At 58.8% G+C, this 22,319-nt stretch carries 19 protein-coding genes and 2 pseudogenes; 15 read left to right on the forward strand and 6 right to left on the reverse strand.

Translation table 11 applies throughout. From position 1 onward, the window contains the following. A pseudogene (locus tag AC07O2_RS17690) lies at positions 1-550 on the reverse strand (transposase); the annotation flags it as partial. A 391-nt stretch (positions 551-941) separates the two neighbouring features. Between AC07O2_RS17690 and AC07O2_RS17695 the strand changes: the two are divergent. Beyond that, positions 942-2,125, forward strand: a pseudogene (locus AC07O2_RS17695) (IS256 family transposase). Positions 2,126-2,788: 663 nt separating this feature from the next. Here the strand turns inward: AC07O2_RS17695 and AC07O2_RS17700 are convergent. Continuing rightward, a complete protein-coding gene (locus AC07O2_RS17700; protein WP_495077061.1) occupies positions 2,789-3,151 on the reverse strand; it encodes a hypothetical protein in 363 nt (120 codons plus the stop codon). Between the two features lie 95 nt (positions 3,152-3,246). Between AC07O2_RS17700 and AC07O2_RS17705 the strand changes: the two genes are divergently transcribed. Next, a complete protein-coding gene (locus tag AC07O2_RS17705; protein ID WP_495077062.1) occupies positions 3,247-3,726 on the forward strand; it encodes a low molecular weight protein-tyrosine-phosphatase in 480 nt (159 codons plus the stop codon). Between the two features lie 44 nt (positions 3,727-3,770). On the opposite strand, the gene AC07O2_RS17710 is transcribed toward AC07O2_RS17705, so the two are convergent. Then, entirely contained in the window at positions 3,771-5,063 is a 1,293-nt protein-coding gene (locus tag AC07O2_RS17710) for a lytic murein transglycosylase (protein ID WP_495077063.1), read from the reverse strand. 58 nt (positions 5,064-5,121) lie between these two features. Between AC07O2_RS17710 and AC07O2_RS17715 the strand changes: the two genes are divergently transcribed. Then, a complete protein-coding gene (locus tag AC07O2_RS17715) occupies positions 5,122-5,361 on the forward strand; it encodes a 4Fe-4S dicluster domain-containing protein (RefSeq protein WP_495077064.1) in 240 nt (79 codons plus the stop codon). A gap of 10 nt (positions 5,362-5,371) precedes the next feature. Here the strand turns inward: AC07O2_RS17715 and AC07O2_RS17720 are convergent, their stop codons facing one another. Then, on the reverse strand, positions 5,372-5,770 hold the full coding sequence (locus AC07O2_RS17720; protein WP_495077065.1) for an OB-fold protein: 399 nt from the start codon (positions 5,768-5,770) through the stop codon (positions 5,372-5,374). Positions 5,771-6,067: 297 nt separating this feature from the next. Here AC07O2_RS17720 and AC07O2_RS17725 point away from each other — a divergent pair, with 297 nt between their 5' ends. Then, entirely contained in the window at positions 6,068-6,853 is a 786-nt protein-coding gene (locus tag AC07O2_RS17725) for a ParA family protein (RefSeq protein ID WP_495077066.1), read from the forward strand. A gap of 229 nt (positions 6,854-7,082) precedes the next feature. Then, positions 7,083-7,889: an SDR family NAD(P)-dependent oxidoreductase gene (locus tag AC07O2_RS17730; protein ID WP_495077067.1), complete on the forward strand. Its 807-nt coding sequence runs from the start codon at positions 7,083-7,085 to the stop codon at positions 7,887-7,889. 12 nt (positions 7,890-7,901) lie between these two features. Here AC07O2_RS17730 and AC07O2_RS17735 read toward each other — a convergent pair whose 3' ends face one another. Beyond that, complete coding sequence (locus AC07O2_RS17735) at positions 7,902-8,861, reverse strand: LysR family transcriptional regulator (RefSeq protein WP_495077068.1); 960 nt, start codon at positions 8,859-8,861, stop codon at positions 7,902-7,904. A 105-nt stretch (positions 8,862-8,966) separates the two neighbouring features. On the opposite strand from AC07O2_RS17735, the gene AC07O2_RS17740 reads away from it, so the two are divergent. The 9 genes from AC07O2_RS17740 (at position 8,967) to AC07O2_RS17780 (ending at position 20,837) form a co-directional block, all read left to right on the forward strand. Next, positions 8,967-10,418: an aldehyde dehydrogenase family protein gene (locus tag AC07O2_RS17740; RefSeq protein ID WP_495077069.1), complete on the forward strand. Its 1,452-nt coding sequence runs from the start codon at positions 8,967-8,969 to the stop codon at positions 10,416-10,418. Positions 10,419-10,460: 42 nt separating this feature from the next. Next, the gene (locus AC07O2_RS17745) at positions 10,461-11,426 is read left to right on the forward strand and encodes an ABC transporter substrate-binding protein (RefSeq protein ID WP_495077070.1); all 966 of its coding nucleotides are present in this window, start codon (positions 10,461-10,463) and stop codon (positions 11,424-11,426) included. Between the two features lie 62 nt (positions 11,427-11,488). Continuing rightward, positions 11,489-12,559, forward strand: a complete 1,071-nt coding sequence (chvE, locus tag AC07O2_RS17750) for a multiple monosaccharide ABC transporter substrate-binding protein (protein ID WP_495077071.1) — start codon at positions 11,489-11,491, stop codon at positions 12,557-12,559. A gap of 174 nt (positions 12,560-12,733) precedes the next feature. Continuing rightward, positions 12,734-14,239, forward strand: coding sequence for a multiple monosaccharide ABC transporter ATP-binding protein (gene mmsA / locus AC07O2_RS17755; protein WP_495077196.1), 1,506 nt, complete (start codon positions 12,734-12,736; stop codon positions 14,237-14,239). A gap of 23 nt (positions 14,240-14,262) precedes the next feature. Next, positions 14,263-15,465, forward strand: coding sequence for a multiple monosaccharide ABC transporter permease (gene mmsB / locus AC07O2_RS17760; RefSeq protein WP_495077072.1), 1,203 nt, complete (start codon positions 14,263-14,265; stop codon positions 15,463-15,465). Continuing rightward, a complete protein-coding gene (locus tag AC07O2_RS17765) occupies positions 15,465-16,991 on the forward strand; it encodes a sugar ABC transporter ATP-binding protein (RefSeq protein ID WP_495077073.1) in 1,527 nt (508 codons plus the stop codon). The genes mmsB and AC07O2_RS17765 overlap by 1 nt, the downstream gene beginning before the upstream one ends. Before the next feature lie 52 nt (positions 16,992-17,043). Further along, positions 17,044-18,051, forward strand: a complete 1,008-nt coding sequence (locus AC07O2_RS17770) for an ABC transporter permease (protein ID WP_495077074.1) — start codon at positions 17,044-17,046, stop codon at positions 18,049-18,051. Then, positions 18,048-19,067: a galactofuranose ABC transporter, permease protein YjfF gene (yjfF, locus tag AC07O2_RS17775; protein WP_495077075.1), complete on the forward strand. Its 1,020-nt coding sequence runs from the start codon at positions 18,048-18,050 to the stop codon at positions 19,065-19,067. Before AC07O2_RS17770 ends, yjfF begins: the two co-directional genes overlap by 4 nt. Before the next feature lie 33 nt (positions 19,068-19,100). After that, positions 19,101-20,837 (forward strand): IlvD/Edd family dehydratase, encoded by a 1,737-nt coding sequence (locus AC07O2_RS17780; RefSeq protein ID WP_495077076.1) that lies wholly within the window; start codon positions 19,101-19,103, stop codon positions 20,835-20,837. Between the two features lie 90 nt (positions 20,838-20,927). On the opposite strand, the gene AC07O2_RS17785 is transcribed toward AC07O2_RS17780, so the two are convergent. Further along, positions 20,928-21,452 (reverse strand): hypothetical protein, encoded by a 525-nt coding sequence (locus AC07O2_RS17785; RefSeq protein WP_495077077.1) that lies wholly within the window; start codon positions 21,450-21,452, stop codon positions 20,928-20,930. Between the two features lie 115 nt (positions 21,453-21,567). Here AC07O2_RS17785 and queC point away from each other — a divergent pair, with 115 nt between their 5' ends. Next, positions 21,568-22,266, forward strand: a complete 699-nt coding sequence (gene queC / locus AC07O2_RS17790; RefSeq protein WP_495077078.1) for a 7-cyano-7-deazaguanine synthase QueC — start codon at positions 21,568-21,570, stop codon at positions 22,264-22,266. Positions 22,267-22,319: the final 53 nt, after the last annotated feature.

A 22,319-nucleotide genomic window follows, 5' to 3' on the forward strand; every position in this document is an offset into this window, starting at 1 on the left:
TCGGCCGTCTCCAAGGCATCAAGGTAGCGCTGGATGCTGTGTTCGATCTGTTCCTGGCGTTTGTCGACTTTGCCCACGGTGAAGTTGCGGTCTCGGCTGTTCACGGCCTTGAACTTGCTGCCATCGATGGCAACGATGGCCTGGGTGAACAGCTTCAACTGTCAGCACAGGGCGATGAAGCGTTGGCAGACCTTGCGGATGCCGGGACCATTGTCATGGCGGAAGTCAGCAATGGTCTTGAAGTCGGGCGCCAGCCGGCCTGTGAGCCACATCAGTTCCACATTGCGCTGGGCTTCGCGCTCCAGGCGCCGGCTGGACTGGATGCGGTTCAGGTAGCCGTAGATGTACAGCTTGAGCAGGACTGACGGGTGGTACGAGGGGCGCCCGTGAGAGCAGGTTCGGTGCCCGCAAACCCGAGAGCGGTCAAGTCCAGTGCTTCGACGAAGGCTTCAATGATCCGCACCGGATTGTCTTCAGCAACATAATCGTCGAGGCACTCGGGTAGCAAGGTGACTTGCTGGCGGTCTTGGCCTTCGATGAAGCGCTTCATGGGCTACCTCGCTGGAAACGGGTGACCCTATTTTATTTTTGAAGCTGCCATGCGTGAAGCGTTTTCACACAGCCTCGACCGGGATCAGTCAGAAAGTTGCCGAGACCACTCATCGGCATGGCTTGGCCGCTTCGCGCTATGGCATACCCTTGGGCCAGCGTGAGCACCGCATTGGCCACCAGCCCATGGTGGTTGTCATCTCCAGGAACCTGTGAATCTGTTGCACAGCGGCGTCTTCATGGCCCGTGCGGTCCGGCTGCGGACGCTGGCCAGAGCCAGTCAGAAATTTTGTGTGTGAGGCATAGCATGTCAACAAGGAGCATTAATGCCACGCAAAACGAAGACGACCGCAATAGCGGACAAGGCGGCGCAGCCGTAATTCTCAGCCGAGCTGCTTGAGCAACTCATCCCTGGGTCGGTAACGCCAGCCGAGCTTGAGGACCACTTCCAGCAGTTCAAGAAGTCGGTTCTTGAGCGCGCCCTGGGCGCCGAGATGAGCCACCACCTGGGCTACGCGCCCGGCCAGGCCAAGCCAGAAGGGGCCACAGCCAATCACCGCAACGGCAAAAGCGCCAAGACGGTGCTGACCGATGTTGGCGCCTTGCGCATCGACGTTCCTCGCGATCGTGAGGGCACGTTCGAGCCCCAACTCATCGGCAAGCGCGAGCGTCGCTTCACCGGCTTTGACGACAAGATCATCGCCATGTATGCCCGTGGCATGACCGTGCGCGAGATCCAGGGCTTCCTCGCCGAGATGTACTCGGTGGACGTTTCACCCGACCTGATCAGCAGCGTCACCGACGCGGTGATGGGCGAGGTCACGGCCTGGCAGACACGCCCGCTGGAGGCGATGTATCCGGTCGTGTTCTTTGACGCGCTGCGGGTCAAGATCCGCGAGGATGCGGTGGTGCGCTCCAAGGCAGTTTATCTGGCCCTGGGCGTGCTGCCCGACGGCAGCCGAGACATCTTGGGCATCTGGATGGAGAACACTGAAGGTGCCAAGTTCTGGATGAAAGTCTTCAACGAGCTCAAGACGCGCGGGGTGCACGACATCCTGATTGCCCCGTCACCGATGGCCTCAAGGGCATGCCCGAGGCGCTGGGGGGGCCTGCTATGACACTGCAAACCTGCATCGTGCACCTGATCCGTAACAGCCTGGACTTCGCCAGTTGGAAGGACCGCAAGGCACTTGCTGCGGCCATCAAACCGATCTACACGGCAGTGAGTGCCGAGACGGCCGGGAGCGAACTGCACGCGTTTGAGGCTGGACTCTGGGGTCAGAAGTTCCCGACCGTCGTTGGTGCCTCGCGCAGGGCCTGGGACAAGGTCGTCCCGTTCTTCGCCTTTCCGCCCGAGGTGCGGCGCGTGATCTACACGACCAACGCCATTGAGAGTGTGAATGCGAGGTGGCGCAAGATCATCAAGACGCGTGGACACTTCCCTAGCCACGATACGGCCACCAAGTTGATCTGGCTAGCGCTGCGCAACATCACCGAGGACTGGGGACGGGCGGCCAACAACTGGAAATCAGCGATGAACCAATTCGCGATCCTCAACGAGGACCGGTTCACATAATCGGGTACCTAAAATCCCCAACCAGTTTCACTAATCGGTAAAGGTTCAACGAGCCTTACACACGGAAATTCGGACACGCCCTCAATAACTTGCGTTTAGCAGGTTTTTGCTTTCTCCACGTGGGTTATTGCTTCTGCTTGGCTGTTGTCTAGAAGGTTAGTGCGGTTTGTACGGCGTACCTAAGGCTTGCTCAGGTATCCTGGGCCTAAACCCCCACGGGGGCACTGAATTGCCCTTGGTATCGCGGAGGCTAGTCACGCCGCCATCTGCAGGCCTGACTGGCGAGTTGCCTGTTTCAACGAATTGGCTAAGGAAATTGCCAGAATTTGCTGATGCATCACCACAACGCGGAATCTCGCATGCCTATCAGTCGCTTGCGCTCTTGGCGTTTGCGGTACCGCAGCACGCAGCCTGCGGAGGTCAGTGTCAAACCGCCGTATAGCAATACTTCCCCGACACTTAGATTTCTATTCAACAAGATTGGAGCCGCAGCGTATGCTCCTGCGGCTGCAAGGGCTGCAGTACCGGTTGGAAAGATAAGGTTCAACATAGGGGGCGGAACGACGTATTTGGGTGCCAGCGGTTCTCTGGATCGCAACAGCCAAAATTTTTCAAGGTTTATTAAGAGGGGAGCCTTCAGCCGCTGTATGGACCAGAGGCTATTTACACGATGCGGACATCAAACCAGGCTCCTGGCAAATCTCCCAGTCCTTGTAAACCCGCAGTTCGTGCTGCGTTGCACGCAAGATACCAATGACTGACCAGTCTACGTGTTTCATCGTTGGGTTCTGATACATCACCGTCGTCTGCCAGTCGCTCTACTGCTTTGAGTACATGCGCTACATCTTCCGGTGGGCCTATCCGCCGTTCCAGTGCTTTGCTGTAGCGCATTTCTGCGGCCATCCGCTCCTTCGTTGGCAGATCGGGATAGTCGGTAAGAGTGACGGTGTACAGGGTCTCAATCATGGCTTCCATACGGTTTCTCACATCTGTTGTTTGGCTAAATACTGTTTTAATATACAGCATATAGCCACCTTAATGTTGAGACATGGCTCGGGCGGAGACTCTGCTACTGTTGGTTCAGACTTGACCCGGATTTCTCATTTCATGCTACCTTGATGATGAAAACCTTCTCTGTTTTATTTGTCTGTATGGGCAATATCTGTCGCAGCCCGACCGCCCATGGTGTGTTCCTGCACAAGGTGACTGCACTGGGTTTGGACCACAGAATCCATGTGGATTCCGCCGGCACCCACAACTACCATCCCAATAGTCCCCCTGACACCCGATCGCAGGCGCATGCATCCCGGCGTGGCTACGATCTGTCTCGTTTACGGGCGCGTCAGATCCGGAATGCAGACTTTGACGCATACGACCTGATTCTGGTGATGGACTGGGACAACCTGGCTTTGACGCAGAGTGAAAGCCCGTCCCGTCACCACTCCAAGATCCGGCGCTTGACCGAGTTCTGTGAACACTATGACAACCCGGTGGTCCCGGACCCCTATTACGGTGGGGAGCAAGGGTTTGAGGCCGTACTGGACCTGGTCGAAGATGCCTGTGAAGGCTTACTCAAGCATGTACAACGCCAGTTGGCTTGACGCTCGGGCTACCGGTGCATTGCGGATGTCCTGTATCCGCAATGCTATGGCGCTTGCAAGCGTTGCAACAACTCCAGGTCTGGATAGCCGTCGGCGGGCAGGCCCAGGCTGCGTTGGTACTTTCTCAGGCCGTCGCGTGTGGTGGGGCCCATCAGGCCGTCGGCGCTGCCGCTGGCAAACCCACGCTGGTTCAGTGCTGTTTGTAGCTCCCGTATTTGGCTGCGCGTGAGGGCTTGCAAATCACGCGGCCACGCCGCTTGTACAGCGGGCCCATTGTCCAGGCGCTGGGCTAGCAGACTGACCGCGAGCGCGTAGCTGGTGGAGTTGTTGTAGCGCAGGATGGCGCGAAAGTTGGGGCCCACCAGAAAGGCGGGTCCGCGTGCGCCTGCAGGCAACAGGATTTCTGCCGCGTCCAGCGCGGGCAGGGCTGCGCCGTCCACGCTGCGTACGCCCTCCAGTGCCCATTGCTCGGCGGTTTGCTGTATCTGGGAGTCGGCGCGGCCGAAGTCGAACCCTGCGGGGAGCTGCACCTCAGTGCCCCAGGGCTGGCCAGCTTGCCAGCCTGAGCGGGCCAGGAAGTTAGCTGTCGAGGCCAGTACATCGGCCATGCTGCCCCAGATGTCGCGGCGGCCGTCGCCATCGGCATCTACGGCGTAGGCCAGAAAGTTCGATGGCAGGAACTGGGTCTGGCCCATGGCGCCAGCCCAGGAGCCGACCATGTGGGCACGGTCGATATCACGGTTTTGCAGAATCTTCAACGCTGCCAGCAATTGGCTACGGGCCCAGTCTTCGCGCCGCCCTTCGAAACCCAGCGTTGCCAGCGCGTCGATGGTGGGGATGTCACCGTAGTTGCTGCCGTAGTTGCTTTCCATGCCCCAGATGGCGACCAGGGTGCTGGCCGGTACGCCGTAGCTGGTGGCGGCTGCATCGGCTTCAGCCCGGACTTGCAGGAGTTTGTCCTGGCCACGCACCACGCGTTGCGGGGATACGGCTGAGTCCAGATAGTCCCAGACCGTGCGCGTGAATTCGGGCTGTGCCTGGTCCAGTTGGACCACACGTGGCAGGTAGCGCACATTGTCGAAAGCGATATGCAGGGTGGCATCGCTGATGCCAGCGGCAAGCGCCGGGGCGCGGACGCTATCGACCCAGCGGGCGAAATCTGGTTGCAGGCTCTGTGCTTCGGCAGAAGGTGGCGTTGGTGCGGCTTGGGTAGCGGCTGGCGAGACAGCTTGCAGCGGCTGCTTGGGGGGCGTGGAGGCGCAGCCCGCCAGGAATGCGACTAGTGTTGTGGCGTGCCACCAGAAGCGGGGTATGGAGCGAGGCGAAGGTTCTTGCATCTTTGGATTTTCGTCTGTGTGGTGAACAAGGTTGTGCCGGTTCTATGATGTGGGTTCAATGGGTAGACCACGCCAAGTACCGAAACCGGTAATAGACACCACACGCTGCACTGGCTGCGGCTGGTGCGTGCCCACGTGTGATCTGCATTTGCTGTCCTTGGAAAGGCAGGGCTGGAAGAAGTTCTCTGTTCTCAGCGATATAGATGCCTGTACCGGTTGCAGCAAATGCGCGCTGCGCTGCCCGTTTGATGTGATCACGATGCACAAGGGCGCGCAGGGGCCGGAGCCAGGGATTTAAATACCAGCTTTTATAAGCTGACCATGTTGCAAAGCTCCAGTCCCGGGGAGCCTAGGCTGTAGCCGTCACCTTTGCAGAGCAGATGGATGGTCTGGCCGCGTTTTAGCAAGGTGACGGCTTCTTCCGCTGGAAGTTGCCGGATTTTGACGGTGTTGGTGCCACTTTCCAGGCCTTCGACCAGGGTGACCTTGGTGTCGAAGCGGGCTGCAACCGGCATGAAGGAGCCTGATTTAAGGTAAACCACCAGGGTGCCGACCATGTCGCGTGATACCAGGTCCACCGCGGTTTCCACCAGCAGTGGTTTACCTTTGTATTTTTGGTCGGCGACAGCCTCGTTGGCTTTGTAGGCTTGCATCAGGGTTTTGCTGCTGACGCGCAGGGTCTTGCCTGCATCGGCTTCGGCCAACATGCTCCGTATGAATTTCTCTGCTTCCGGGGTTTCGAATATGGGGGGCGTAGCTGCCAAGCAGCAGCTGAATGCGCAAAGACTGAGGTGGGCAGCAATGACTGCGGGCCGGATGCAGGCGCGGTTGAACATGTCTTCATGCTACCAAATCGCCGTAGTTGGGTCGGTAGCCATCTGCGATGGTCAACGGCTTATTTTTGTCGCAGCGGGCATGCGATTTGCTGCTGGTCTGCGCTGGGCATGGACCGTGGACAATAGCCCGAGTTTTAGCCCCTGTCTCTTTGTACAAGGAACCGTGCCATGCCGCTTGTCGTTTTCAACCAGAAGGGTGGGGTGGGCAAGTCCACCATTACCTGCAACCTGGCCGCCATCAGTGCCAGCCAGGGTTTGCGCACCCTGGTGATCGATCTGGACCCTCAGGGAAATTCCACAAGTTATCTGTTGGGATCGCTGGCACGCGAAGACCAGCCCACTGTGGCCGGGTTCTTTGAACATTGCCTGAGCTACAGCCTGCGCACGGTACCGCCCACGGATTTCATCGTACCCACACCACACGAGAACCTGCATGTGATGCCGTCCAGCCCGGCGCTGGGCGAGCTGGAGGGCAAGCTGGAGTCGCGCCACAAGCTGTACAAGCTGCGTGAAGCCTTGCAGCAATTGGGGGCAGACTACGACCGTATTTACCTGGATACCCCACCCGCGCTGAACTTCTATACCCGTTCCGCCCTGATTGGCGCGCGTGCTTGCCTGATCCCGTTCGACTGCGACGAGTTTGCCCGCAAGGCCCTGTACACCTTGCTGGAGAACGTGCAGGAAATCCGCGTGGACCACAACCCCGGCCTGGTGGTGGACGGCATTGTGGTGAATCAGTTCCAGCCACGCGCCAACCTGCCGCAGCGCATGGTGAACGAATTGGTGGCCGAGGGTCTGCCTGTGCTGCAGCCCTATCTGTCCTCTTCGGTCAAGATCCGTGAATCGCACGAACAATCCTTGCCCATGGTCTATCTGGACCCGCAGCACAAGCTGACCCAGGCTCTGGTGGCCTTGCATGCGGCGCTGGACGCTAACCGGGCCGCAAGCGTTTAACGCAGGACGGGTGATTGCTATTTATTTCGTAGCTGCTGACGCACGTAATACATGCAATAAAGCCATATTTCTTATAAATCCTGCGGCGGCAGATGGTGTGTTGGTTGAAGTGAAAAGCTGCGCCTTGTTCGGCGCGTAAATAGGTCCGGTGCTTGACGTGGATGGGGTGCGCAGGGCATAGTTATATCAAAATGCATTATTTTTTGCATTTAAAGATATATATTTTGCAATGACAAATAACATTAACTCGCAGGCGACATCTTCCGGCGCCGCATTGGATTCCACCTACCCCAGTTTGCGTAACCTGCCGGTCTTTGTGACTGGCGGCGGCGGTGGTATTGGCGCGGCCATCGTCTCGGCATTTGTAGAGCAGGGCGCACGGGTCGCCTTTGTGGATGTGGCCGAAGATGCCAGTCGCGCGCTGGCACAGCAGTTGCAGGACGCCGGCCATGCCGCGCCCTGGTGGCGTACCTGCGATGTGCGGGATGTGGCTGCGCTGCAAACGGCCATACAGGATGCCGCTGCGGTTCTGGGCGACTTTTCGGCACTGGTTAACAACGTGGCCAGTGACGACCGCCACACGCTGGAGTCGGTCACCCCCGAGTACTACGATCAGCGAATGGCTATTAACGAGCGGCCGGCATTTTTTGCAATCCAGTCGGTGGTGCCGGGCATGCGCCGACTGGGTGGTGGTTCCATCATCAACCTGGGGTCCACCGGCTGGCAGACCAAGGGCACGGGCTACCCCTGCTATGCGATCGCCAAGTCGTCGGTGAATGGCCTGACGCGTGGCTTGGCCAAGAGCCTGGGCCAGGACCGCATCCGCATCAACACCGTCTCGCCTGGTTGGGTGATGACCGAACGCCAGGTCCAGCTGTGGCTGGATGCCGAGGGCGAGGCCAATTTGCAGCGCACCCAGTGCCTGCCCGACAAAATTTTGCCCGCAGATATCGCGCGCATGGTTTTGTTCCTGGCCTCCAGTGACGGCGCCATGTGCACCGCCCAAGAGTTCAAGGTGGATGCCGGCTGGGCCTGATGGCCCCTGGGTTTATTCCATATCCAGCTTGCGCCCATACAGCGACAGGCTGGCGGTTTTCAAGGCTTTCATCATCACTTTGGCCGCAGGGGAGGGCAGACGGTCGGTGCGGGTGATGATGCCGAACGCATCCATGTGGCAGGGTATTTCCAGCGGCACGATGGAGACGATGCCATGGGCCGCGTAATACTGGGCCACGTCGGCGGCAATCACGGCCACCATATCGCTTTGCTGCAGCATGCGAGTGATGAAGAGCAGGGCGGCGCTTTCAATCACATTCAGGGGCGTGGCCAGCCCCACTTCCTGGAACATCAGCTCAAAGCGGTGGCGTAGCACGCTGCCAGCGGGCGGCACGATCCAGCCGGCGCCGACCACGTCGCGCAAGGTCAGGCCGGTCATGCCGATCAGCGGGTGGCCGGGCCGGGCGATTGCGCATACCGGCTCTTCCACCAGGGGTTCGTAGCGTAGATTGGCCTTGTCATGCTCGGCGAACAGGCGGGCCACCAGAATATCCAGCTTGCCCTGCTGCAGCCGCTCAATCAGCACCGGGCTGGTGTCAATATCCAAGGCGACGCGCAGCGTGGGCTGCTCCAGCTTCACCAGCGCCACGGCAGAGGGCAGCAAGGTTAGTCCTGGCGAGGTGATCGCGCCTATGCTGACCTGGCCGAAGCGTCCGGCTTTGAGCGCGGTGAGTTCTTCGTGCGCCTGGTTCAGGCTAGCCAGGGCTACGCGAGCATGGCGGATCATGGTTTCGCCGTACCAGGTGGGTTGCATGCCGCGTGGCAGGCGGTCGAACAGGGACACCTCCAGCACGTCTTCCAGGTCTTTGAGCAGCTTGGAGGCTGCGGGTTGGGTCATGTTCAGTACCTGGGCCGCGCGGTGGATATTGCCCTCTTCAGCCAGGGCTACCAGCAGCAGCAGCTGCCGGGTTTTCAGCCTGGCGCGGATGAACCAGTGGGTGTAATTTGTCATGGGGTTTTCCAGAATGCAGACATTGATATGTATTTTGTTGAAAAAGTGATTGGATCGATATGAATTTTGTTTCTAGACTTCCGGCACATTGGCAATCACACCTACATGACATTCGGCGAAAAACTGCAGACTGCCCGGCAATACATCAACGGTCGCTGGGAGACAGGTGTCACCACTGGCACCAGCGAAAACCCGTCTGACACCCGGGAAGTAATTGCAGAGTACGCACGTGCTGATCGTAACCAGACTGAGCTGGCAATACGCGCCGCTGCCGAGGCATTGCCTCACTGGAGTCAAAGTACACCGCAGCGCCGTTTTGACGTGCTGGACCAGATCGGTAGCGAAATCTTGGCGCGCAAAGCCGAGTTGGGTAATTTGTTGGCGCGGGAAGAGGGGAAGACTTTACCTGAAGCCGTGGGCGAGGTGACGCGTGCAGGCCAGATATTCAAGTTTTTTGCTGGCGAAGCTTTGCGTATACCAGGTGAGTCGATGGCCTCGGTGCGGCCTGGCGTACAGGTTGATGTGACGCGTGAACCCGTGGGTGTGGTGGGCATCATCGCACCGTGGAATTTCCCGTTTGCGATTCCGGCCTGGAAGATTGCGCCCGCGCTGGCCTATGGCAATAGCGTAGTGTTCAAGCCAGCCGAACTGGTGCCAGCTTGCGGTTGGGCTCTGGCCGAAATTATTAGCCGCTCGGGTCTGCCGGCCGGAGTTTTCAATCTGGTCATGGGCAGCGGTCGAGAAGTGGGGCAGACGCTGGTGGACAGCCCGCGTGTCAACGCGATCAGCTTTACCGGATCTGCTGCCACAGGTGAGCGTATTTTGCAAACCACGGTGGCACGGCGTGCCAAGGTGCAGCTGGAGATGGGTGGCAAGAACCCCTTGGTGGTGTTGGCTGATGCTGATCTGGACCAGGCTGTGGACTGTGCGGTGCAGGGTGCGTACTTTTCTACCGGCCAACGTTGCACGGCATCCAGCCGCTTGATTGTGGAGGCCAAGGTCCATGATGCTTTTGTGTCCCGCCTGCGCCAACGCATGGTCAACCTGAAGGTTGGACATGCGCTAGACCGCGATACCGCCATCGGCCCGGTGGTGGATCGTATCCAACTGGAGCAGAACCTGGCCTGGATGGAGATTGCCCGTGCCGAAGGCGCAGAGCATGTATGGGGTGGCGCCACGGTGGAGTCCGCGACACCAGGCCACTACATGAGCCCTGCGTTGTTTCTGGCCAGGCCAGAGCACCGAGTGGCCCGGGAGGAGATTTTCGGCCCCGTGGCGTGCGTGATTCGTGCCGACAGCTATGAGCATGCGCTGGTTTTGGCGAACGAGACGCCATTCGGTCTGTGTGCCGGCATTTGCACGGCATCGCTGAAAAACGCCATGCATTTCAAGCGCCATGCCGAAGTGGGCATGACCATGGTCAACCTGCCTACGGCGGGTGTCGATTACCACGTGCCCTTCGGTGGCCGCAAGGGGTCCAGTTATGGCCCACGCGAGCAAGGGCGCTACGCAGCAGAGTTCTACACCACTGTTAAAACCGGCTACATGCTGGCTTGAAGCGGTGGACAGGGCAATCAACGAAACCAACTAGGAGACATCATGAAAATCAACCGTCGTACTCTTGCGGCCGCATTGGCCACCGCGCCCTTTATCGGTCTGTTGCCAGCAACCAGCTTTGCGCAGAAAAAAATTGTGTTGGGTTTCAGCCAGGTTGGCGCCGAGAGCGAATGGCGCACGGCCAATACTGATTCCATCAAGTCCTCTGCGGCAGAGGCCGGTATTGAGCTGAAGTTCTCTGACGCTCAGCAAAAGCAGGAAAACCAGATCAAGGCGATCCGCTCCTTCATCGCCCAGAAGGTTGACGTGATTGCGTTTTCCCCTGTCGTGGAATCGGGCTGGGAAACCGTGCTGCGCGAAGCCAAGGCGGCGAAGATCCCAGTGGTGTTGACGGACCGTTCTGTCAACGTCAAGGATGACTCTTTGTATGTATCCTTTATGGGTTCTGACTTCACCGAAGAAGGCCGCAAAGCCGGTCGCTGGTTGGTGGATGCCATGAAGAATGTCAGCGGCGACGTGAATATCGTTGAGCTGCAGGGTACCGTGGGTTCCGCTCCAGCGATTGACCGTAAAAAGGGTTTTGAAGAGATTATCAAAGCAGATCCCAAATTCAAGATCATCCGTTCGCAGACTGGCGACTTCACCCGTGCCAAGGGCAAGGAGGTCATGGAAGCTTTCTTGAAGGCCGAAGGCAAGAAAATTAACGTACTTTTCGCACACAATGACGACATGGCGATTGGTGCCATCCAGGCAATTGAAGAAGCTGGACTCAAGCCCGCCAAGGACATCACCATCATTTCCATTGACGGGGTCAAGGGCGCTTTTGAGGCCATGATTGCCGGCAAGTTGAATGTGTCCGTCGAGTGCAGCCCATTGCTCGGCCCACAACTGATGTCCGCTGTGAAAGATTTGAAAGCCGGTAAGTCCTTGCAAAAGCGCATCGTGACCGAAGAAGGCATCTTCCCCATGGAAGTTGCCGCCAAAGAGTTCCCCAAGCGTAAATACTGATCTGCGCAAACAACGACGCCCTTGATACTGGGGGCGTTTTTTCAACCACCGGAGACAATCCAATGAAACGTACGTTTATCAAAACCTTGCTGGCCAGCATGGCCCTGGCTGCTATGGGTTTCGCACCCCAGGCCAATGCACAAGACAAGGGAACCATCGGCATTTCCATGCCCACGAAATCTTCGGCCCGCTGGATCGCTGACGGCGACAACATGGTCAAGGTACTCAAGGAGCGCGGCTACAAGACCGATTTGCAGTACGCTGACGACGACATCCCTAACCAGCTCGCTCAAATCGAGAACATGGTTACCAAGGGTGCCAAGGTCCTGGTGATTGCTTCGATTGACGGCACCACGCTGTCCAAGGCGCTGCAAAACGCTGCCGACAAAGGCGTCAAGGTCATTGCCTATGATCGTCTGATCAAGGGCTCCAAGAACGTGGATTATTACGCTACGTTCGATAACTTCCAGGTCGGCGTGTTGCAAGCCGGCACCATTGTGGACAAGCTGGGCCTAAAACAAGGCAAGGGTCCGTTCAATATCGAGTTGTTTGGTGGTTCGCCAGATGACAACAACGCCTTCTTCTTCTACGACGGCGCGATGAGCGTGTTCAAGCCTTACATCGACAGCGGCAAGCTGGTGGTGCGCAGCAAGCAAATGGGCATGGACAAGGTCGGTACCCTGCGTTGGGATGGTGCTGTGGCCCAGGCCCGCATGGACAACCTGCTGTCCGCCTTCTATGCCAAGGACAAGGTCGACGCCGTGTTGTCCCCTTATGACGGCATTTCCATCGGTATTCTGTCCTCCCTCAAGGGTGTGGGCTACTGCACCAAGACCCAGCCTTGCCCCATCGTGAGCGGCCAGGACGCGGAAATACCGTCGGTGAAGTCCATTCTGCGTGGTGAACAGTACTCCACCATCTTCAAGGACACCCGTGAGCTGGCCAAGGTGACTGCCAATATGGTGGATGCCGAGTTGTCCGGCAAGAAGCCTGAAATCAACGACACCAAGACCTATAACAACGGCATCAAGGTCGTGCCTGCTTACCTGCTCAAGCCAGTGGCTGTAGATGCTTCCAACTGGAAGCCAATCCTGATTGACAGCGGTTACTACAAGGAATCGCAAGTCAAGTAAGTCGTGACGGTCGACGATCCTGCGCCTCGCGGGGCAGGATCGTTGTGCCTGAGATGCAATTTGCTTTCAACTGAAGCACGGTTTACGCAGCGCCCGAGGGCAGGTGAGTGCCACCGCGCCCACGGGCGCTGCGTAAGTCTAAAAGAGGAATAGGCGTTGAAAACAATTCTGGAGATGCACGACATCCGCAAAACATTCCCCGGAGTGGTTGCGTTGAACAAGGTCAATCTGCGTGTGCATGCAGGCGAGATACATGCCGTGGTGGGTGAAAACGGCGCAGGAAAGTCGACCTTGATGAAGGTCTTGTCGGGTGTCTATCCCCATGGCACCTACAGCGGAGAAATCCGCTATATGGATGAAGAGCGCCGATTCAGCGGCATCCACGACAGTGAGCAACAGGGCATCATCATCATTCACCAGGAGCTGGCTTTGGTGCCGCTGCTGTCGATTGCCGAAAACATCTTTTTGGGCAACGAGACCGCGCACAACGGAGTGATCGACTGGATGGCGGCGCACAGCCAGACCCAGGCCTTGCTAAAGAAGGTCGGCCTCAAAGAATCCCCCAACACGCTGATCACCAATATCGGCGTGGGCAAGCAGCAATTGGTCGAAATTGCCAAGGCGCTGTCCAAAGAAGTCAAACTGCTGATCCTGGATGAGCCTACGGCCAGCCTGAACGAAACCGACAGCGATGCGCTTCTGATGCTGCTGCTGGAACTCAAAGCCCAGGGCATTGCCTGCATTCTGATTTCGCACAAGCTCAACGAAATCTCCAAGGTAGCCGACTCCATCACCATTTTGCGCGACGGCACTACGGTGGAGACGCTGGACTGCCGCGCCGAATCCATTAGCGAAGACCGCGTGATCCGCGGCATGGTGGGCCGCGAAATGGCCGACCGTTACCCCAAACGTACGCCGAATATTGGTGAGACCGTGTTCGAGCTGCGCGACTGGCGCGCCTACCACCCACAGCATGCCGACCGCGAGATGGTTAAAGGCATCAATCTGACCGTCAAGCGCGGCGAAATCGTCGGCATTGCCGGCCTGATGGGCGCGGGCCGCACCGAGCTGGCGATGAGCGTGTTTGGTAAATCCTGGGGGCAGCGCATCAGCGGCAAGGCGATGCTGCACGGTAAGGAAATTGACGTGTCCACGGTGCAAAAAGCCGTGGCGCACGGCCTGGCCTACGTCACCGAAGACCGCAAGGGCAACGGCCTGGTGTTGAACGAAGACATCCAGTGGAACACCTCGTTGGCGAATCTGCCTGGCGTGTCTAAAAACGGCGTGATCGACGATGGCCGCGAGTTTGCCGTGGCCCAGGGTTACCGCGAAAAAATGCGCACTCGCTGCTCGGGTGTAGACCAGAAAGTGGTCAACCTGTCGGGTGGCAACCAGCAAAAAGTGGTGCTGAGCAAATGGCTGTTCACCAACCCCGAGGTATTGATTCTGGACGAGCCCACACGCGGCATCGACGTGGGGGCCAAGTTCGAAATCTACACCCTGATTGCGCAACTCGCGGCCGAGGGCAAGTGCGTGATCGTGATTTCGTCTGAAATGCCCGAGCTGCTGGGCCTGTCGGACCGCATCTACGTGATGAACGAAGGGCGGTTTGTGGCCGAAATGCCAACCGCCGAGGCGAGCCAGGAAAAAATCATGCGTGCCATCGTCAGCGCCAACTAGAGCATTACTAGAACATTCAGATCATGGAAAAAACAACTACAACCCCTGCGGCCTCTGCTGTCACCGCCGCGCCTTCGGGCCTGAGCTTCTTTAAAAGCAACCTGCGCGAATATGGCATGCTGCTGTCGCTGGTGGCCATCATGGCCTTCTTCCAGTTCATGACCAACGGCACGCTGATGCAGCCGTTGAACCTGACCAACCTGGTGCTGCAAAACAGCTACATCGTCATCATGGCGCTGGGTATGCTGCTGGTGATCGTGGCGGGCCACATCGACTTGTCGGTCGGCTCCATCGTCGGCTTTGTCGGCGCGGTGGCTGCGGTGCTGATGGTCAATTACGAATGGCATTACCTGCCCACGGCCATTCTCTGTCTGGCAGTGGGTGGGCTGATCGGGGCCATGCAGGGTTACTTCGTCGCCTTCTTCCGCATTCCCTCCTTCATCGTCACGCTGGCGGGCATGCTGGTGTTCCGGGGGCTGGCGCTGGCGTTGCTGCAAGGGCAGTCGGTGGGGCCATTCCCAGATACTTTTCAGATGCTCAGTTCGGGTTTCATTGGCGATCTGTTCAGCTCCGAAGGTTTGCGCATGACCTCTTTGCTGCTGGGTGTATTGGTGGCCCTGGCACTGGTGGTGGCGGGTATACGTGCACGTGCCAATCAGCAAAAACACGGTGTGACTGGCGAACCCACGGCCTTCTTTTGGGGCAAGATGGTGATTTTCTCGGCCTTGCTGATCACCTTCAGTTACCTGCTGGCATCCTACAAGGGCCTGCCCAATGTGCTGATCGTCATGGCGCTGCTGATTGCGTTGTTTGACTTCGTGACCAGTCGGACCACCATTGGCCGTCGCGTCTATGCCCTGGGTGGCAACGAAAAGGCTGCAAAGCTATCGGGCATCAAAACCGAACGTCTGGCCTTCTACACCTTCATCAATATGGGCGTGCTGGCCGCGCTGGCCGGACTGGTGTTTGCCGCACGGCTGAATACCGCCACGCCCAAGGGTGGGTTGGGATTTGAACTGGACGTGATCGCCGCCTGCTTCATCGGTGGCGCGTCGGCGTCCGGTGGCGTTGGCAAGGTGATGGGGGCGGTGATTGGTGCCTTCATCATGGGCGTGATGAACAACGGTATGTCCATCATGGGCATCGGCATTGACTACCAGCAGATCATTAAGGGTCTGGTGTTGCTGGCAGCCGTGTTTGTTGACGTCTACAACAAGAACAAATAATGTGCAGCGCCAGCGTTCAGCCCGTATTGCAGCTTGCGGGCATAGACAAGCAGTTTGCTGGCAACCCTGTGTTGCGTGGCGTACAACTGAACCTTTACCCCGGTGAAATACACGCCCTGATGGGGCAGAACGGTGCCGGTAAATCCACTTTGATCAAGGTGCTGACCGGCGTACTGGAATCCAGCGGTGGCGAGATGCGGCTGTCCGGTCAATTGATACGCCCCGATTCCCCTCTGGCAGCCCAGAAGCTGGGCATCAGCACGGTCTACCAAGAGGTGAATCTGTGCCCGAATCTGTCGGTCGCCGAGAACGTTTTTGCCGGGCGTTACCCGCGCTATGGCTTGTCCCAGGGTTACCGCATCGACTGGGGTTCGGTGCATCGCCGTGCGCGTGAATTGCTTGCCCGTATTGGTTTGGACATTGACGTGACGCAACTGCTGTCCTCCTACCCTGTGGCGGTGCAGCAATTGGTCGCGATTGCCCGCGCTCTGGGAGTGGAATCCAAGGTGCTGATACTGGACGAACCGACTTCCAGCCTGGACGAGGATGAAGTCCAGAAGCTGTTTGAAGTGTTGCGCCGTTTGCGCGGCGAGGGCTTGGCGATCGTGTTCGTCACCCATTTTCTGAACCAGGTGTATGCGGTATCCGACCGCATCACGGTGCTGCGCAACGGTGCCTGGGTGGGCGAGTGGATGGCCAAGGATCTGGAGCCGCAGGCTTTGATTTCCGCCATGCTGGGCCGCGAATTCTCGGTGCAGACGGCGGTGGCGGGCGCCCAGCGGGGCAACACGCAGAACGAGCCCGCGCTCTTACAGGCGCAGGGCCTGGGCCAGGCAGGGCGCTTGCTGCCGGTGGACATGAGCGTACATGCCGGCGAAGTGCTGGGCCTGGCGGGTTTGCTGGGGGCAGGGCGTACCGAGTTGGCGCGCTTGCTGTTTGGCCTGGAATCGGCAGACCGTGGCAGCTTACATATGCGCGGTGAGACGGTGCAGTTGTCGAACCCGGCCGATGCGGTAAAGCACGGCATAGCGCTGTGCCCCGAGGAACGCAAGACCGATGGCATCGTGGCCGAGCTGTCGGTGCGTGAAAACATCGCGCTGGCCTTGCAGGCCCGCTTGGGCTTGCGCAAATTTCTGTCGATGGCCGAGCAGACGGCCTTGGCCGAGCATTTCGTCAAGAAGCTGGGCATCAAGACGGCCAGTATCGAGACGCCGATTGGCCTGCTTTCGGGTGGTAACCAGCAAAAGGCCGTGATCGCACGCTGGCTGGCGACCGACCCGAAGCTGCTGATACTGGACGAACCGACCCGTGGCATCGATGTGGCGGCCAAGCAGGAAATCATGGAAGAAATTCTGCGCCTGGCACGCGACGGCATGGCGGTACTGTTCATCTCGTCCGAGATGAGTGAAGTGGTGCGCGTGTCTGACCGTATCGCCGTGCTGCGCGAACGCAGCAAAGTGGGGGAACTGCCAGGTGGCAGTACCGAGGACGAGGTTTACCGAATGATTGCGGCTGGAAATGCTTGATTCTGTATTAGGCCGGTTCAGCCGGTCGATGCGCCATCGTCTGGCGTGGCCCATGGTGACACTGCTGCTCCTGCTGGTGGTGAACGTGGTTTTCAACCCTGGTTTTCTGCACGTTGAATGGCGTGATGGCCATCTGTATGGCAGTCTGATTGACATCTTGAACCGCGCCGCGCCGCTGGTATTGGTGTCGCTGGGTATGACGCTGGTGATTGCTACGCGCGGTATTGATATTTCGGTCGGTGCCGTGGTGGCCATATCGGCAGCCTTGGCGGCCTGGATGATTGGTGGGGCACTGGTGGTGCAGGATGGCGTAGCCGTGCATGCCAGCCGTTTCCCCATGCCTTTGGCCATCTTGGCGGCATTGGCTGTGGCCTTGTTCTGCGGTGTGTGGAATGGCTTGCTGGTGGCACGCATTGGCATGCAGCCCATCATTGCCACGCTGATCTTGATGGTAGCCGGGCGGGGTATTGCGCAGCTCATCACCGGTGGGCAGATCATCACCATTTACTACTCGCCGTTTTTCTTTTTGGGTAGCGGCTACTGGTTGGGTCTGCCGTTCTCGTTGTTCATCGTCGCTTTGGTGTTTGCTGTGCTGCACCTGGCCATGACGCGTACCGCACTGGGCTTATTCATCCAGACTGTGGGCATCAACCCGGTAGCTGCGCGCGGCGTGGGCATACAGGCACGCAGCCTGACGGTATGGGTGTATGCGTTCTGTGGATTCTGCGCGGGTGTGGCGGGCTTGTTGATCAGTTCCAATGTTAAGAGTGCAGACGGCAACAATGCCGGCCAGCTGCTGGAGTTGGACGCCATCCTGGCTGTGACCCTAGGCGGTACAGCATTGACCGGTGGCCGCTTCAGCCTGGTGGGTAGCGTGATTGGTGCCTTGATCATCCAGACGCTGACCTACGCTATTTATTCGCTGGGCGTTCCGCCCGAGATCAACCTGGTCGTGAAAGCCGTGGTGGTGTTTGCCGTCATGTTGCTGCAGTCGCCCGAGTTCCGCGCCACCATGGGTGTGTGGATGGTGCGTCCCGGCTCCTCTGAGGTTCGCGCATGAGCACTGTTCTTCCCCAAACTGCGCAGCCTATGTCGGCGCCCCGTGTTGCCGTGCGCATCAATCCCAAATATGTGCCTCTGGTGGCCACCATCTCCCTGTTCATGGCGATGGCCACGCTGGGCTCGGTGTTCTACGAAGGCTTCTTTTCCCTGCAGGTGTTCTTGAACCTGTTGATCGACAACGCTTTCCTGGTCATCGTGGCAGTAGGCATGACCTTTGTGGTCTTGTCTGGTGGGATTGACTTGTCGGTGGGCTCGGTGATTGCCTTCACCACCATGGTGTCGGCTTCGCTGGTGGAGAACCACGGCTGGAGCCCGGCTCTGGTGATTCCGCTGGTGCTGTTGATGGGCACGGCGTTTGGTGCATTCATGGGCTTCCTGATTGAGCGCTTCCGTCTGCAGCCCTTCATTGTGACCCTGGCCGGCATGTTCCTGGCGCGCGGTTTGTGCTATTTGATCAGCATCGATTCAATCAGCATGACCAATGAGTTTTACTCTGAGGTGTCGCAAATGCGCCTGCCGGTATGGGGTGACGCGTCCATTTCGATCGGTGCTGTGATCGCGTTGGTGGTCTTGCTTGTGGCCGTTTTCCTGGCGCACTGCACGCCATTTGGCCGCAATGTCTACGCCGTAGGCGGCAGCGAGCATTCGGCCATGCTGATGGGCTTGCCGGTGCGTTCCACACTGATTGGTGTTTACACGCTGTCCGGTTTTTGCTCGGCCTTGGCGGGTGTCGTGTTCACGTTCTACATGCTGTCTGGCTATGGCCTGCATGCAGTCGGCATGGAGCTGGACGCGATTGCTGCCGTGGTGATAGGCGGCACGCTGCTTACCGGCGGCTCTGGCTATATGGTGGGCACGCTGTTTGGTGTGTTGATGCTGGGCATTATCCAGACGCTGATTTCTTTTGACGGGTCTTTGAGTTCGTGGTGGACGCGCATCGTGGTGGGCGCGCTGCTTTTCCTGTTCTGCTTGTTGCAGCGCCTTTTTACCGCCCGCAAATCCCCCCACGGCTGATTTTCGTAGCCGCTCTTCTCTGAAAAATTTACTATGACTGATACCCCGAAAAAAATGCGTTCTGCGGAGTGGTTTGGCTCTGCTGACAAGAACGGCTTCATGTACCGCAGCTGGATGAAGAATCAGGGCATTCCCGACCATGAGTTCGACGGTCGTCCCATCATCGGCATCTGCAATACCTGGTCTGAGCTGACTCCCTGCAACGCCCACTTCCGCAAGATCGCCGAGCATGTGAAGCGCGGCATCTTCGAGGCTGGAGGCTTTCCGGTTGAGTTTCCGGTGTTCTCCAACGGCGAATCGAATCTGCGCCCCACCGCCATGCTGACCCGCAATCTGGCCAGCATGGACGTGGAAGAAGCCATCCGTGGCAACCCCATCGACGCGGTGGTACTGCTCACCGGCTGCGATAAGACCACGCCGGCTTTGCTGATGGGCGCGGCCAGCTGCGATATCCCGGCCATCGTCGTCACCGGCGGCCCCATGCTGAACGGCAAGCTGGATGGCAAGAACATCGGCTCCGGTACTGCCGTCTGGCAGCTGCATGAATCGCTGAAAGCCGGCGAGATCAACGAACACCAATTCTTTGCCGCCGAAGCCGGCATGTCGCGTTCCGCCGGCACCTGCAACACCATGGGCACGGCCTCCACCATGGCCTGCATGGCCGAGGCCCTGGGCACCTCGCTGCCGCACAACGCCGCAATTCCCGCAGTGGATTCGCGCCGCTACGTGCTGGCCCATATGTCGGGTTCGCGTGCGGTCGAGATGGCGCGCGAAGGCCTGACCCTGTCCAAGATTCTGACCCGCGAAGCGTTTGAGAACGCCATTCGCACCAACGCCGCCATCGGTGGCTCGACCAATGCCGTCATCCATTTGAAGGCTATTGCCGGCCGTATCGGTGTGCAGCTGGACCTGGAAGACTGGACCCGCATCGGCCGTAACACCCCAACTATCGTGGACCTGCAGCCTTCGGGCCGCTTCCTGATGGAAGAGTTCTACTACGCCGGTGGCCTGCCCGCCGTGCTGCGCCGCCTGGGCGAGAACGGCCTGCTGCCGCACCCCGATGCGTTGACGGTGAACGGCAAGTCCATGTGGGACAACGTGCGTGAAGCACCCCAGTACAACGACGAAGTCATCCGCCCCATCGATAACCCGTTGATCGCCGACGGTGGCATCTGCATCCTGCGCGGCAACCTGTCGCCACGCGGCGCGGTGCTCAAGCCATCGGCGGCTACGCCCGCGCTGCTCAAGCACCGCGGCCGCGCCGTGGTGTTCGAGAACCTGGAGCATTACAAGGAACGCATCGTCGATGAAAACCTGGACATCGACGCCAGCTGCGTGATGGTGATGAAGAACTGCGGCCCCAAGGGTTACCCCGGCATGGCCGAGGTCGGCAATATGGGCCTGCCACCCAAGCTGCTGCGCCAGGGCGTAAAAGACATGGTGCGCATCTCCGACGCTCGCATGAGTGGCACCGCCTACGGCACCGTCGTGCTGCACGTGGCACCTGAGGCCGCTGCCGGTGGCCCGCTGGCCGCCGTGCGCGATGGTGACTTCATCGAGCTGGACTGCGAACAAGGCCGCTTGCATCTGGACATCAGCGATGCCGAACTGGCAGAGCGTTTGGCCGCCCTGGCCGGCAACGTGCCCAAGCCGCTATCGGGTGGCTACGCCCGCCTGTATGTGGACCATGTGCTGCAGGCTGATGATGGTTGCGATTTCGACTTTCTGGTGGGCTGTCGTGGTTCGACCGTGCCACGGCACTCCCATTGAGTTTGATTCCTAATTACTATCTTTTTTATAGCTGCTAGCGTAGATATTACCTGCGCTAGAGCCCTAAAAAGTTTGTAATATCTCTGCGGACTAGCGGAAGGCTTGGCGCAGGGTTTCCAGCAGCTTGCGGCTGACTTGGCGCACAGCGCGTGAGGTCGCGCGTGCGATGCGCCAGGGCCTGCTGCTTCTGACTTGGGCTATCAGTTCGTCTTTCCATGCTTTCCAGCGCTGGTAAAGGCGGTTGAACCAGGGCAGTTGCATCAGTGCGGGCTGCGTCAGGTGGAATAGGCGGGCTACTATCGCTGTGCCTAGCAGCTTGGCTGCCAGCACCACCAGCAGGCCCAACAAGGCATGCCCTTTGCTGATCCAGTAGAAGGCCAGCAGCTTGATGGGCAGCAGCGTCAACATGGGCACAAAAAATACCAGCAGGGCGGCATACGGCGGCAGGCGCCGTATAAGGCGCTCCAAATGCGACCAGACCGGCAAATGCGCCAATCTGTCCATCCACCGGGCCAGCGGTTCCCACCCCCATTCTTCGAATACAAGCAGCAGGGCGATCAGGGGCGTCAGTGTGTATCTGAACAGTGTGCGGACCAGGTGCAAGAGAAATTTCATTGCCACATCCTACCTGCCCCGGCCAGGGGCGACCTGCCAAGGTGAACTGGCGGGTGGCTGTCGTCTTCTACGAAAATAGCCTATAAAGATCAGTTACTGTTATTGAAATCCGACCATGCATTCCCGCGCTCTTGTTTTGTTTTCCGGTGGGCAGGACTCCACCACCTGCCTGGCCCAGGCTTTGTCCAAGTACGACCATGTGGAGACGGTTGCGTTTGACTATGGCCAGCGCCACCACGTAGAGCTGCAGGTCCGTCTGCGTGTGCTGGAGCAGATCAAGCTGCAATTCCCGCAGTGGGCCGGCAAGATGGGCGAAGACCATCTGCTGGATTTGTCCGTTCTGGGCCAGGTGAGCGAGACCTCGCTGACCCGTGACATGGCGTTCAAGATGGAGGAGAGTGGCCTGCCCAACACCTTTGTGCCCGGGCGTAATCTGTTGTTTCTGACCCTGGCTGCAGCCCTGGCCTACCGGCGTAATCTGGAAGTCATCGTCACCGGCGTGTGCGAGACCGATTTTTCAGGATACCCGGACTGCCGCGACGACACCATGAAAGCCATGCAACTGGCTTTGTCCTTGGGCATGGACAAACGCTATCTGATCGAAACCCCGTTGATGTGGATAGACAAGGCGCAAACCTGGGAGTTGGCGCGGCAGCTGGGTGGCCAGGCGTTGGTAGACCTGATCGTGGAGCACACCCACACCTGCTACCTGGGCGACCGCGGCCACCGCCAGGCCTGGGGATATGGCTGTGGCGAATGCCCGGCCTGCGTGCTGCGGGCGCGCGGATTCGAGCGTTTTGCCGCTTCGGCGTGATATCGGTCTGCCGGTCTGCATCACGCAGATTTTGGGTGTTGTAGCGGGATGTG

It is taken from the genome of Rhodoferax sp. GW821-FHT10B06, assembly GCF_059415605.1.